This window comes from Cupriavidus sp. LA-1, assembly GCF_055385985.1.
The window spans coordinates 2,120,232-2,132,106 of the sequence record NZ_AP031388.1; the positions used below are offsets into that span (position 1 = coordinate 2,120,232).

Consider the following 11,875-nt stretch of genomic DNA (forward strand, 5'->3'; position numbering starts at 1 on the left):
GATGCCTGGCCAGGAAGGCCAAGGCGCGGCATTGCCATTATCGTCGCGCGTGGCGCTGCTCGCAAATCCGCCAATTGTGGTAAGGCGGGGCGCGGCAGCGCTAGTGCGCGGCCGCGGCGCCTTGTGCATAGCGCTGCAGCCGCCGGTACAGGGCTTCGACGGCGGCCGTGGCGGCAGGGGGCCAGGTCTGCGCGGCGTCACACAGCGTCTCCAGTGCGCGGCATTCTCTGACGATGGACTGGCGGCGCACGATCATGAAGGCGCCGGCCACGGCGTGCACCCAATGCCGCAGCGCCGGCAGGTCCTGCCGCGCGAGGATGCTGGCCAGCGCCGGCAGGTCCTGCTGCAACTGCTGGCGCAGCATGTCTTCATAGCGGCGGCGGTCGCTGGTTTCGGCAGCGGCTGCCGGCACGCCATCGTGCGCGGATGGCGCTGCCGCGAGGCCGCGGCCGGGCAGGTCGCGCAGGCACGTTTCCAGGTCCTGCAACGATGCCGGCTTGGCAACATAGCCGGAGAACCCGCGCAGGCGCCAGTCCTGCGCGGGCTCGCTGCACGCCATCGCGCTGAAGGCCAGTACCGGCAGGCCCGGATGCCGCGCGTGGACCGCGTGCAGCAAGGCCTGGCCGTCCATCCCCGGCATATGGAGATCGGTCAGCACCGCGTCGACGGGTGTGGTCTCCAGCACCGCCAGCGCCTGCTTGCCATTGGCTGTGACGATGGGCTGGCAGCCGAGAGCCTGTAGTTGCTCGGCGATCAGGGACTGGTTCAGCGGATTGTCTTCGGCGACAAGGATCGTCAGTGGGGCCGCCAATGGTGTGGGCAATGCGCTGAGTGTGGGAGCAACACCCGGCGTTGGGACAGCCAGCGGCGCTGCGCCGGCGGCCGCGTCCACGCCATCGAGCAGCGCCCGGTGGCTGAAGGCCGAGACCTCGAGGATGCCGGGGGCGCACTGGCTGGGCCGATGCGGGCCTTCCGTCGATACCCATACCAGCGGGACCGGTGCGGCGTGGCGCACGGCGGCCAGCGCGGTCAGCGGATACTCATCGGTGGCGACGACGACCTCGGGCGCATTGCGCTGCGCGCCTTCCTGCGCCGCGGCCAGGGATTCCATGACATCGGCGCGCCAGCCCGCCGTGCCGAGCCAGGCTTCGAGCGATTCGCCGGCGCGTGCATCGCGGCACAGCACCATCACACGGCCGTGCCGCGCCACGGCGGCCGGCGCGTTTGCCTGCCTTGCCTCGGCGGCCAGCGGCAACGGCACCGATACCGTGAACGCGCTGCCCACGTCCGGCACGCTGTCGACGCGGATGCTGCCGCCCATCAGTTCGCACAGCCGTGCGCAGATCGACAAGCCGAGGCCGGTGCCGCCGTAGCGGCTGGCAGTCACGGCATCGCCCTGCACGAACGGCTGGAACACGCGCGCCGCCAGCGCCGGCGCCATGCCGATGCCGGAATCGCTGACGCGGCAGACCAGCCGCCAGGTGCCGTGATCATCCTGCCGCAGTTCGCCGCTCATCGTGATGCGGCCGCTGGCGGTGAACTTGAAGGCGTTGTTCAGCAGGTTGTTGAACACCTGCACCAGCCGCGTGCGGTCGCCCATGACTTGCACATCCAGCGACGGCGACAGCTGCAGGCAGAAGCGGACGGGACGGCCCGCCGCCATCGGCGCATAGGTCAAGGCCAGGCTTTCGAGCGCATCGACGGGACGGAACGGCGCATTGACCAGCGCGAGCTGGCCGGCATCGATCTTGGAGAAGTCCAGCACGTCGTTGACGATGCGATGCAGCGCCTCGGCGGCGGTATCCAGCGCGCGCAGCCGCGGCGCGTGCGTCTCCAGGCCGCTGCTGCGCGCCAGCAGTTCAAGATTGCCCAGCAGCGCGTTCAGCGGCGTGCGGATCTCGTGGCTCATCGCGGCGAAGAAGGTCGAGCGTACGCGCAGTATGGCTTCGGTCGCCTGCTGGGCGGAGCGCAGTTGCTCCTGCAGCGCCTGTTGCGCGGTGCAGTCCTGCACGGCGCAGAACAGCACTGCTTCATCGCGGTGGCGCGCGGGCGCGTAGGTGACCTGCAGGAAGCGTTGTGCGGCATCGCCGTGACCGGACGGGTCTTGCACCGCGACCGTAACGCTGGAGACGGATGCGTGCGCGCTGCCGGCACCGCGTGGCTGCCGGTCCAATGCATCCGCTACCGCAGCGGGCAGGCGTCCGTGCGGCGGCGGCAGCAGCGACTCTGCCAGGGAGTTGGAGGTCAGCACTACGTAGTCGTGCTGGCGCACGATGCACAGGCCCACCGGCGTGGCGCTGACCAGCACGTGGTTCATCAGCTCGCTTTCCAGCGCGCGCGAGGCTTCGGCATGCGTGCGCCGCAGCAGGTGACGGCTCCAGTAGCGCGCGGCCAGCGCGATGGCGCCGGCCAGCAGCAGCATGGCGCCGGCGATCACGGCCAGCTCCGCCGCCAGCGCGGCGCCCAGCAGGCGGTACGGCAGGTGGTAGACCAGCAGGCCGAAGCCCGCCTGCAACCGCTGCACCAGGAAGATGCCCGAGCGCGTGAGCCGCAGCGCGTTGCGCGGCAGGTCGCGAACCCGCGCGGCGGCGTCGCTGACGCTGGCCGCGGGCATGGCGGTGTCGTGCGGCCACGCGTCGATGACCGCGTCCGCGTCATTGAGCAACGCCAGCAGCGCGCTGTCCTGCGGCCGCTGCAGGCCGGCCAGGAACGCCTGCACGGGCACGCTGGAGGCTACCAGCATGGTGGGCCCGCTATCGCCGGTACCGCCGGTACCGCCGGTACCGCCGGTACCGCCGGTACCGCCGGTATCGCCGGCGTAGGCTGCCCCGGCCAGCACCATGATGATGGAGTCGTCCACCGGATCGCGCAGCGGCCCTACCCAGACTTGTTCGTCGCGCGCCGGCACGGCGTGGCCGGTGCGGTCCAGCAGCGCCTGGGTCAGCCGCGTGCGCAGCCGCGGTATCCATGCAGGATCGAGCGATAACGGCGCGCGCGCGTTGGTTTCCGGCTGGCGGATGACGATAGCGCTGTCTTCGCCCAGCGAGACCGCGTAGGCCCCGTGGTCCAGGTCGAACGCCTGCTGCGTGGCCACCGCGGCCAGGGCGATCTGGCGCAGGCGCACGTACTGCGCCGGCAGCGCCGCGCCCCAGGCCTGGCGCGTGGCATCGGTAGCCAGCAGATGGTAGTCCTTGTGTACGGCATCGATATGAAGGCTGGCCGCGCCGGTGCGCCGGAAGGCATCGAGGCCGGCATCGCGGGACAGGCCCGCCGCGGGCGCGTTCAGGTAGTAGCGGATGCTCAGCACGGTACGGCGCAGGAACGACGATTCATTGTGCAGCCGTTGCGACACCGCGCCGGCGTAGTGCGCAACGTGGCTGCGCCGATAGTCCAGGTGCTGGTTTGCCGCCAGTCCGGCCAGCAGCGTGCCGGAGAACAACACGATGGCGATCAGTGCCGCGATGGTCACCGAGTACAGGTGCTGCTGGCGGCGGGCATGGTCGGCGAGCGTGTCGAAGGCGCTGGCCAGCGTGTCCCGGGTGCGGTCGAGGGCTTGTTGCATGGATCCGGCCGCGTCAGATCAGGCCGTTCTCATAGGCGTAGCGGATCAGGCCGGTATTGGTCTGCACGCCCAGCTTGCGCATGGCCACGGTTTTCTGGCTGGAGATGGTGCTGACCGAACGGCCCAGCTTGCCGGCGATGTCGGTCAACTGCGCGCCCTGCGCATAGAGCCGGACGACCTCCAGTTCGCGTTGTGTCAACTCCTTTGCGGGCGCGCCCGCGATGGCCGCCTGCCGGAGCACGGCGTGTACCGCGGGCGAGCAGAAGCAGGTCTTGCTGAACGCGACATGGGCGCAGGCGCGCACCACTTCCTCGAGCGGGTCTTCCTTGCTGACGAAGGCGCGCACGCCAAGCTTCATGGCGCGACGGATGATGGCGGGGTTGGACTGGGCGCTGATGACCACCACGCGCGTCAGCGGATGGCGCCGCGCCAGGCGGCTCAGCAGGTTGAAGCCGTCCGGCGAGGCATCGCCGTGGCCCATGCAGAAATCGGTGATGGCGATATCGGCGGGGTGCTGATCCAGCGCGCCCAGCAACTCGGTGCCGTTGCGGCATTCGCAACTGATCTGGACGCTGGCGTTGCGCTGAAGGCAGTCGCGCAACGCGGCCACGACCAGCGGGTGGTCGTCCGCCAGGGCCACACGCAGGATTCCGTCGTACATGGCTATCTCCGGATGAGGGGGCAACCGGACCTGTCGGTTGCGCCGGGCGATTGCGTCATCACAAATCCCGCATTCTGGCCAGATTGCGCGCCCCGTTGAATCGTAATTCCGCTAGTTCAGGGAACTTGCGCGGGCGCGCGTGGACACGGCCGATCGGGAATATGGATGACGTGCCATGAAGAACGGCGCTACGCCTCGGGGCTTGACCCGGGTTTGCGCACCACGACGGCGCCTGTTCGGCGACAAGGCGTTTGAGCGATGTCAATGCGCGGCGCAAGGCGCGAGGAGCACAAGGGAATGTGAGCCCGCGGCGACATCGCCATGCAATGGTCCCGGCTGGGCCAAACTTTCACGCTTCGAGGCGCGGGCCGCTGTCCTAGAATAAAAGCTGACACGCGCCCCGCGGCGTGTGCACCGCGTGGGGGAATGCCATGCCTGTCTATCAATACCGCTGCGAGAAGTGCGGCCATATGTTCGAGAAAACCGAGCATCTCGCGGAACATGCCTCTGCCCATCCAAACTGCCCGAACTGCGGCAGCCAGTCCGTCCAGCACGCACCGGCTCCGTTCGTGGCAGTGACCCAGCGCAAGAGCTGAGTTTCAGATAACAACGTCCCAGGAGGGTGTGGACGTGCCGCCGGCCCAGCGCCGGGGCACGGCCTGCTTCATGCGTGGCGCATTCCGTGCCACGCGCGTCCGCGCTGCGCGCAAGCGGCGATCTCAACCTTGACGGAGGATGCCATGGCAACGAGACCGTTCACCGAATTTCCCGCCGACGAGCAGCAACAGGCCCTGCAGGCGTGCAGGCATGTGGGGCTGGCGGCCGAGATGTTCGAGATCACCGATGAGAGCAACGGCGCGGGCACCCGGCGCGTCAGCGTGCGCCGGGTCGGCACGGACAAGACCAGCGTCTACGACGCCGGCCCCGGGTCGGTCTGGATGGAGGAGTTCGAGAGCGACCTGGAGTGCGGCCTGTTTGGCCAGGTGACGGCGTAGTGATCCGGTAAGAGCAGCGCGGCGCGGCTCAGTGCCGTCCGCGTTCGCCGGTGCGCGACACCACCGACGCGCCGGCGATCAGCTCCTTGAGCAGTGCCAGCGAGGCCGCGCCGCAGGTCCGGAACGGATCGAGCTCGGCGCGCGCGGAAAACTTGAGCAGCGTGGCGGTATTGATGCGTGCCGCATTGACCTGGCCCATCGCCCAGCCGGCAAAGTCGCGCGTGCAGGTTTCCTCGAAATGCAGCAGCGTCACGTCGTGGTGGCGCGGGTCGCGTGCAATCGACTGGAACAGCTGCGACACGTCCTCCCGGTCGCCTTCCAGCGCCTGCAGGAAGATGCCGTTGCCGTGGCACAGCACGCCGGTGATGCCGTGGCGCGGATTGCGTTCCAGGCTGGCGGCCAGGATGGCGTCGAGCAGGGCGGCGTCGATGGCCTGGCGGGCACGGCTGGCATAGAGCAGGCGGACTAGCATGGGTGTGGCGCTCGGTGATTGCGGCTGGGCGAGGCTCGGGCAAGCGGCCTAGCCGCGGTTGTGGTTCAGCAGCGTGAGGAATTCGCGGCGCAGACTGTCGTCCTTCAGGAACGAGCCGCGCATGACGCTGTTGGTCATCTTGGCGTCGGTGTCGCGCACGCCGCGCCAGTGCATGCAGAAGTGCTCGGCTTCCATCACGATGGCGAGGCCGTCGGGATTCATCTTCTCCTGCAGCAGGTCGGCCACCTGCGCCACGGCCTCTTCCTGGATCTGCGGGCGGCACATGATCCATTCGGCCAGGCGCGCATACTTGGACAGACCGATCAGGTTGGAATGCTGGTTCGGCATCACCCCCACCCACAGCTTGCCGATGATCGGGCACAGGTGATGCGAGCAGGCACTGCGCACGCGCAGCGGGCCCACGATCATCAGCTCATTGAGCTGGCCGACGTTGGGAAACTCGGTCACCGGAGGCGCCTTGGCGTAGCGGCCGGCGAAGATTTCCTTCAGGTACATCTTGGCGACGCGGCGCGCGGTTTCCTGGGTGTTGTGGTCGTTGTCGACGTCGATCACCAGTGCGCGCAGCACGTCTTCCAGGCGCGCCTGCACTTCGGCCTGCAGTTGCTCCATCTCGCCGGGCTCGATGTAGCGCGAGATATTGTCGTTGGCATGGAAGCGCTCCCGCGCGGACTCCAGCCGTGCGCGGATGCGGGCCGAGACGCCGTGGGCGTGGGAGTGGCCGGCAGCGTCGCCGTCGTTGCTGTCCTTCGCGCGGTGCGCCGCGTCCTTGCTGGTCATGGTCATGCGTGGTGGGATGGCGTGGATGTCTGCGCAGCGGGTGTGCCGGATTCACTATATGGCAGATGCCGTGGCCTCACAACCCGCGCGGGATATGGGAAAGTGCAACGCCGTGGGTCGATTACGCCACACCCGCGCGCCGCTCCGTGAATAGTTCATGACATCGCTCAAGCCCGCGCCGCACAACGCCGACAAGCGAACATAATGTCTGCACAACGTTATGTGCCCGGGCGGTCCTATGAAGGCCGCCTGGTACCCGGCCGCTGGGATGCGCGGCCTGACTTTTGTCGGGATCCACCTAATCATGCCGATTGCCTTTCCGTGCAGCAGCCTGATGCTGCTCCATGTGGTGACAGTGCCGCTGCCGGCCACGCCGGTGGAAACGGGGGTGGTCGAACACCACGCCAGCGCGGTGCGCCATGGCGCGACCGGCCTGCGCCGGCCGCTGGTGCCGGCCGCCAACAGACCCGCGGCCAATGACGCCGCCACCGGCTGAGGCAGCCGTTTAAAGCAGCAGCAGCGCCAGCGCCGGCAGCATCGCTGCCGGCATGACCACGGCCCCCACGCGCAGGAACTGGCCGGCGCTGACCATATGGCCTTCGCGCCGCAGTGCCGTGAGCCACAGCAACGTGGCCAGCGAGCCTGTGACCGACAGGTTGGGGCCCAGGTCGATGCCGATCAGCACCGCGCCGGTCACGGCATGCGACGCATGCCCGGCCGCCAGCGCCGAGGCCGCGATCAGGCCGGCCGGCAGGTTGTTGGCGATATTGCCCGCCAGTGCCACCACCGCGCCCACGCCCAGCAGGGCCAGCGCGCCGCCGTCGCGCGACGCCGCTTCGACGGCATCGGCCAGGTGGCGGATCACCGCGGTCTGCTCCAGCGCCGCCACCAGCACGAACAGCCCTGCAACCATTGGCAGTACCCCCCATGAGACTTCGCGCAAGGCCGGCACCAGCAGCTCGCGCCGGGTGGCGCAAACCAGCAGCAGGGTGGCCACGCCCGCCGCGCAGGTCGGCCAGCCCAGCGCGTCGCCGCGCAGCGAGGCCACCAGCAGGACCAGTCCGGTCAGCACGATGCCCAGCGCCGTGAGCCACGCCTGCGGCGACAGCGGCGGCACCGGCACGTCGTGCTCGATGGGCTCGGCCAGCGCCGCGCGCTGGGTCCACCACAGCGCCGCCAGCGTGGCCAGCACCGCCACCAGCGACGGCAGCGCGAAGCTCGCCAGCCAGCCCGCCAGCGGCGGCATGCGTTCGCCGAAGATCACGAGGTTGGCCGGGTTGGAGATCGGCAGCACGAAGCTGGCCGCATTGGCGATAAAGGCGCACGCGTACAGGTAGGGCAGCGGATGCCGGACCCGCGCGGCGCGGGTGGCGGCCAGCACCGCGGGCGTCAGCACCACGGCGGTGGCGTCGTTGGACATGAACGCCGTCACCAGCGTGCCGAAGCCGTACACCAGCAGCAACAGCCGCAGCGCCGAGCCGCGCGCCTGGCGCACGGCCAGCGCGGCAACATGGTCGAACAGCCCGGTCTTGCGGGCCAGTTCGGAGATCAGCATCATGCCGGCCAGGAACAGGTACACGTCGAAGCCGCGCATCACTGCCGCGAGCGCATCGGGCAGCGCCAGCAGGCCGGTGGCGCACAGCAGCAGCGCACCGCCGGCGGCCCAGAACGCTTCAGGCAGGCGGAACGGGCGGAACAGGACGCCGGCGGTGGTCAGCGCGGCGACCGACCAGATCAGCAGCGGGCTGTGGCTGGACATCGGGATCGGGGCAGTGGAAACCCGGAAGTCTACAGGCTGGCGCCGGCGGGGACTGCCGGCGTGGCGGCGCCGGGCGCCGGCAGGCCGGTTGCCGCGCTGGTGACGGGCGTCGGCGCGGGGGCAGCCGGCGCCGCGGCCGCGCCAAGGTTGCTGGCGATCGGATCCACGTCCGGCGGCACGGCTGGTGCCGGTGGCGGGAAGCCGATCGACGCGATGCCGTGGCTGCCGTCGGCATACTCCGCGTACATCCAGTCGTCGCCCACGCGCACCACCCCGGCGGGCGCCGCGGTGTCGGGCACCGGCACGCCCGCGAGGCGTCCTTCCATGTAGGCGGCCCACACCGGCAATGCGGTGGTGGCGCCGAATTCATGTTCGCCCAGGCTGCGGTTGTCGTCGTAGCCCATCCACGCCACCGTGACCACGCCGCCGGCGTAGCCGGCGAACCAGCCGTCGACCGAATCGTTGGTGGTGCCGGTCTTGCCGGCCACGTCGTCGCGGCGCAGGTAGCGGCGCACGCCGGCGCCGGTGCCGTCGTCGACCACGCTGCGCAGCAGGCTGTCCATGACAAAGGCATTGCGTGCGCTGATCACGGGCGCCGGCGTGGCGCGGTCCCCGGCCCCAGTGTCGGCGGAGAAGAGCACCTTGCCCTCGCTGTCGGTGATGCGTGCGATCAAATAGGGTTCAACGCGATGGCCGCCGTTGGCAAACACGCCATAGGCCGCGGCCAGCCGCAGCGGCGAGGTGGTGCCGGTGCCCAGCGCCAGCGGCAGGTAGCGCGGCAGCCGCCTGGGGGCGAAGCCGAAGCGGCTGGCGAATTCCACCGTGTAGGGGATGCCGATCGCCTGCAGCGTGCGGATCGCGGGCAGGTTGCGCGATTCGGCCAGCGCCTGGCGCACGGTGATGGGGCCGACAAAGCGCCCGTCGTCGTTGGACGGCTGCCAGCGCGAACCATTGGCCAGCGGCGCGTCGTTGATCAGCGTGCCGGGCGATACGCCGCGTTCCAGCGCCGCGGCATAGACAAAGGGCTTGAAGGTCGAGCCCGGCTGGCGCTGCGCCTGGGTGGCATGGTTGAAGCGGCCGGCGGCAAAGCCGGTGCCGCCCACCATCGCCTCGATCGCCCCGGTGGCGCTGTCCAGCGACACCAGCGCGGCCTGCGGCCCCTGCGACAAGTCCTTGACGAACTTGCGGTGGCGGCGCGCGTAGCCCTCCAGCCCGCCGTGCACGGAATCGTAGGCCAGGGTCTGGCGCACCGACGACACCGTGGTGTAGACCTTCAGGCCGCGCGTATAGGCCTCGTCGCCAAAGCGCTCGCGCGCCAGCTGGCGCGCCAGTTCGGCCACATACTCGGCATGCCCGGCAAAGCTGCCGGGATTGTCGTCGGTGAGCGCCAGGTGCGCGGCGCGGGCTTCGCGGTAGTCGTCCTGGCTGATCATGCCCAGCGCCAGCATGCGGCCCAGCACATATTCCTGGCGGCGCTTGGCGCGCGGGAAGTTGACCACCGGGTTCATGCTCGACGGCGCCTTGGGCAGGCCCGCCAGCATCGCGGTCTCGGCCAGCGACAGCGACGCCAGCGGCTTGCCGAAGTACGCATGCGCGGCGCTGCCGAAACCATAGGCATGCTCGCCCAGGTAGACCTGGTTCATGTACAGCTCGAGGATGCGGTCCTTCGACAGGGACTGGTCGATGCGCCAGGCCAGCAGCATTTCATACCACTTGCGCGCCAGCGTCTTCTCGCGCGACAGGTAGAAGTTGCGCGCCACCTGCATGGTGATGGTGGAGGCGCCCTGCGCGTAGCCCTGGCCCAGGTTGGCCAGCGCGGCGCGGAACACGCCCGGGATGTCGACGCCCTCGTGCTGGTAGAACTGGTCATCCTCGGCCGCGAGCAGCGCCTGGACCATGCGCCGCGGAATCTGCTCGAAGGGGATGAACTCGCGGTGCTCGCTGCCGAACTCGCCGATCTGGACGTTGTCGCTGGTGTAGATCCGCAGCGGCACGTCGGGCCGGTAGTCCCGCAGGGCATCGACCGGGGGAAGCTGCCGCAGGCTGACCACGGCGGCAAAGCCTGCAAGCAAGGCACCGGCCGCAGCCAGCGCCAGCAGGGCGCCGCCTGCCTTGACTGCAAATTTTTTCATGCGCGCATTTTACCCGCTGTGTCCGCGCGGATCAGCGGTTGGCCGCCAGCGGCAGCGGATTGCCGAGGTCGTCATGGTCGACGGGCCGGGTGCCGGGCGCGGCCGGCGGGGCAGTCGGTACGATCGTCGACGGGTCTGGCTGGGCCGTTGCCGGCTCGGACCGGGCCGCAGCCATGCGCAGCCTGGCCTGGCTGGGCTGGCGGGCGAATTCGCACAGCGACAGCCAGGTTTGCTCGCGTTCGATGATGGTGAAGTGATCGGTGCCTGGCACGGTCTGCAGCGCCACCGGGCCGGGCCAAGCCGCCATGAGGCGTTCGGAGCATTCATGGGGCACCACTTCGTCGGTTTCGGCCAGCAGCACCTTGGTGCTTTGCACCACCTTCTTGCAATGCGAGATCGAATCGAAGTGATGGCGCATCAACTGGCGCAGCGGCACCAGCGGAAAGCGCTTGCGCACCAGCTCGAGCAGCGAATCGTAGGGCGTGATCAGCTGCAGGCTCTCGAAATCCTGCAGGTCAGCCAGCTGGATCGCCACGCCGGTGCCCAGGCTGCGTCCCACCACATGGACGCGGGTGCCGGGAAAGACACGCCGCACATGCAGCAGGAACTGGCTGGCATCCGCCACGGCGGCGCCTTCGGACGGGCGGCCGTCGGAGTGGCCGAGGCCGCGGTAATCGTAAGTGGCAAAGGCCATGCCGGCAGGCAGCCAGCGCGCGAACTGCAGCGTTTCGAGCACATCTTCGCCGCGGCCCGGCAGGTAGAACAGCAGGTCGCGCACGGTGTCGCCGGAGGCGGGATAGATATAGCCGCGCACCACGCCGCCGGGGATCCGGTGCGAATAGCCGATGATGCCGTCGGGCAGGTCGCGCGGCGGGCGCCGGCGCGCGTCGAACAGCAGGCGATCCTGGTTGAGGGTCAGGTAGGTCCAGTAGCAGGCAAAGCCGCTGGCGGTCATCAGCGCGGCTGCCAGCGCGCGGCGGGTGTTCAGTGGCATGGCAATTCCCGGGGCCGCGGCCAGGGGTGGCGCGTGCGCGCCGGCCTTGCCGCCCAGCCGCGCAGCCTACCTCATTTTTGCCGGGGGCGCGGCCGCAGTGCAAGCCAGCCGGCGCAGTTCTTGTACGATATGCCTCATTCAGGCGCGCGCACCCCACCGAGACGACGCGCCATACGGAGCCGACTGGCATGAGCGAGCAGAAGCACGAGCAGTACCGCGCCGAAGAGGCGCAGGCAATGGAGCGCGTGGTTGCGGCCACGCGGCAGGTACAGGTGGCCTTTACCGCCTTGCAGACCCATTATCCGCCGCAGGGCAGCGGCAAGCCGTCGAAGCTGGCGCTGCAGACCTTCGATGCGGCGCTGCAGGCGCTGGAGGACGCCCAGGCCACCTTCGACGAGATCCTGAACGACCTGCTCGACGAGAAACGCTGAGGCGGCCGGGCACGGCGCAGGGGGCGCTACAGGGCCGCAAGCCTGTGATAAGGTTGGCGGACAACAGCCGC

11 protein-coding genes are annotated in these 11,875 nt (G+C 69.4%); 4 read left to right on the plus strand and 7 right to left on the minus strand.

Features of this window, described 5'->3' with window-relative positions; genetic code table 11:
- Positions 1-100 precede the first annotated feature (100 nt).
- Positions 101-3,562, minus strand: a complete 3,462-nt coding sequence (locus ACZ5MJ_RS28750; RefSeq protein ID WP_464224343.1) for a hybrid sensor histidine kinase/response regulator — start codon at positions 3,560-3,562, stop codon at positions 101-103.
- Between the two features lie 13 nt (positions 3,563-3,575).
- Positions 3,576-4,223: a response regulator gene (locus ACZ5MJ_RS28755; RefSeq protein WP_464224344.1), complete on the minus strand. Its 648-nt coding sequence runs from the start codon at positions 4,221-4,223 to the stop codon at positions 3,576-3,578.
- Between the two features lie 431 nt (positions 4,224-4,654).
- On the opposite strand from ACZ5MJ_RS28755, the gene ACZ5MJ_RS28760 reads away from it, so the two are divergent.
- Both ACZ5MJ_RS28760 and ACZ5MJ_RS28765 read left to right on the plus strand, forming a co-directional pair.
- Entirely contained in the window at positions 4,655-4,819 is a 165-nt protein-coding gene (locus tag ACZ5MJ_RS28760; RefSeq protein WP_010812787.1) for an FmdB family zinc ribbon protein, read from the plus strand.
- Between the two features lie 144 nt (positions 4,820-4,963).
- Positions 4,964-5,218 carry a hypothetical protein gene (locus ACZ5MJ_RS28765; protein WP_464224346.1) on the plus strand — a complete coding sequence of 85 codons (255 nt, stop codon included), beginning with the start codon at positions 4,964-4,966 and terminating at the stop codon, positions 5,216-5,218.
- A gap of 28 nt (positions 5,219-5,246) precedes the next feature.
- Here the strand turns inward: ACZ5MJ_RS28765 and ACZ5MJ_RS28770 are convergent, their stop codons facing one another.
- Positions 5,247-5,690: a BLUF domain-containing protein gene (locus ACZ5MJ_RS28770; protein WP_464224347.1), complete on the minus strand. Its 444-nt coding sequence runs from the start codon at positions 5,688-5,690 to the stop codon at positions 5,247-5,249.
- A 48-nt stretch (positions 5,691-5,738) separates the two neighbouring features.
- Positions 5,739-6,488: a GTP cyclohydrolase I gene (gene folE, locus ACZ5MJ_RS28775; RefSeq protein ID WP_464224348.1), complete on the minus strand. Its 750-nt coding sequence runs from the start codon at positions 6,486-6,488 to the stop codon at positions 5,739-5,741.
- A 304-nt stretch (positions 6,489-6,792) separates the two neighbouring features.
- Between folE and ACZ5MJ_RS28780 the strand changes: the two genes are divergently transcribed.
- Positions 6,793-6,984: an arsenite efflux pump ArsB gene (locus ACZ5MJ_RS28780; protein WP_464224349.1), complete on the plus strand. Its 192-nt coding sequence runs from the start codon at positions 6,793-6,795 to the stop codon at positions 6,982-6,984.
- A gap of 9 nt (positions 6,985-6,993) precedes the next feature.
- Here the strand turns inward: ACZ5MJ_RS28780 and ACZ5MJ_RS28785 are convergent, their stop codons facing one another.
- The 3 genes from ACZ5MJ_RS28785 to ACZ5MJ_RS28795 are packed head-to-tail and all read right to left on the minus strand — an operon-like array spanning position 6,994 to position 11,373.
- Positions 6,994-8,247, minus strand: coding sequence for an arsenic transporter (locus tag ACZ5MJ_RS28785; RefSeq protein WP_464224350.1), 1,254 nt, complete (start codon positions 8,245-8,247; stop codon positions 6,994-6,996).
- Between the two features lie 29 nt (positions 8,248-8,276).
- Entirely contained in the window at positions 8,277-10,379 is a 2,103-nt protein-coding gene (locus ACZ5MJ_RS28790) for a penicillin-binding protein 1A (RefSeq protein WP_464224351.1), read from the minus strand.
- 31 nt (positions 10,380-10,410) lie between these two features.
- Positions 10,411-11,373, minus strand: a complete 963-nt coding sequence (locus ACZ5MJ_RS28795) for an alpha/beta hydrolase (RefSeq protein ID WP_464224353.1) — start codon at positions 11,371-11,373, stop codon at positions 10,411-10,413.
- A 188-nt stretch (positions 11,374-11,561) separates the two neighbouring features.
- Between ACZ5MJ_RS28795 and ACZ5MJ_RS28800 the strand changes: the two genes are divergently transcribed.
- Positions 11,562-11,804 carry a hypothetical protein gene (locus ACZ5MJ_RS28800; protein ID WP_018308883.1) on the plus strand — a complete coding sequence of 81 codons (243 nt, stop codon included), beginning with the start codon at positions 11,562-11,564 and terminating at the stop codon, positions 11,802-11,804.
- The last annotated feature ends 71 nt before the right edge of the window (positions 11,805-11,875 follow it).

Excerpts from the sequence above, each read along its gene's own strand:
- ACZ5MJ_RS28750 (WP_464224343.1), bottom strand. The coding sequence starts at position 3,562 with ATGCAACAAGCCCTCGACCGCACCCGGGACACGCTGGCCAGCGCCTTC.
- ACZ5MJ_RS28755 (WP_464224344.1), bottom strand. The coding sequence starts at position 4,223 with ATGTACGACGGAATCCTGCGTGTGGCCCTGGCGGACGACCACCCGCTG.
- ACZ5MJ_RS28760 (WP_010812787.1), top strand. The coding sequence starts at position 4,655 with ATGCCTGTCTATCAATACCGCTGCGAGAAGTGCGGCCATATGTTCGAG.
- ACZ5MJ_RS28765 (WP_464224346.1), top strand. The coding sequence starts at position 4,964 with ATGGCAACGAGACCGTTCACCGAATTTCCCGCCGACGAGCAGCAACAG.
- ACZ5MJ_RS28770 (WP_464224347.1), bottom strand. The coding sequence starts at position 5,690 with ATGCTAGTCCGCCTGCTCTATGCCAGCCGTGCCCGCCAGGCCATCGAC.
- folE (WP_464224348.1), bottom strand. The coding sequence starts at position 6,488 with ATGACCAGCAAGGACGCGGCGCACCGCGCGAAGGACAGCAACGACGGC.
- ACZ5MJ_RS28780 (WP_464224349.1), top strand. The coding sequence starts at position 6,793 with ATGCCGATTGCCTTTCCGTGCAGCAGCCTGATGCTGCTCCATGTGGTG.
- ACZ5MJ_RS28785 (WP_464224350.1), bottom strand. The coding sequence starts at position 8,247 with ATGTCCAGCCACAGCCCGCTGCTGATCTGGTCGGTCGCCGCGCTGACC.
- ACZ5MJ_RS28790 (WP_464224351.1), bottom strand. The coding sequence starts at position 10,379 with ATGAAAAAATTTGCAGTCAAGGCAGGCGGCGCCCTGCTGGCGCTGGCT.
- ACZ5MJ_RS28795 (WP_464224353.1), bottom strand. The coding sequence starts at position 11,373 with ATGCCACTGAACACCCGCCGCGCGCTGGCAGCCGCGCTGATGACCGCC.
- ACZ5MJ_RS28800 (WP_018308883.1), top strand. The coding sequence starts at position 11,562 with ATGAGCGAGCAGAAGCACGAGCAGTACCGCGCCGAAGAGGCGCAGGCA.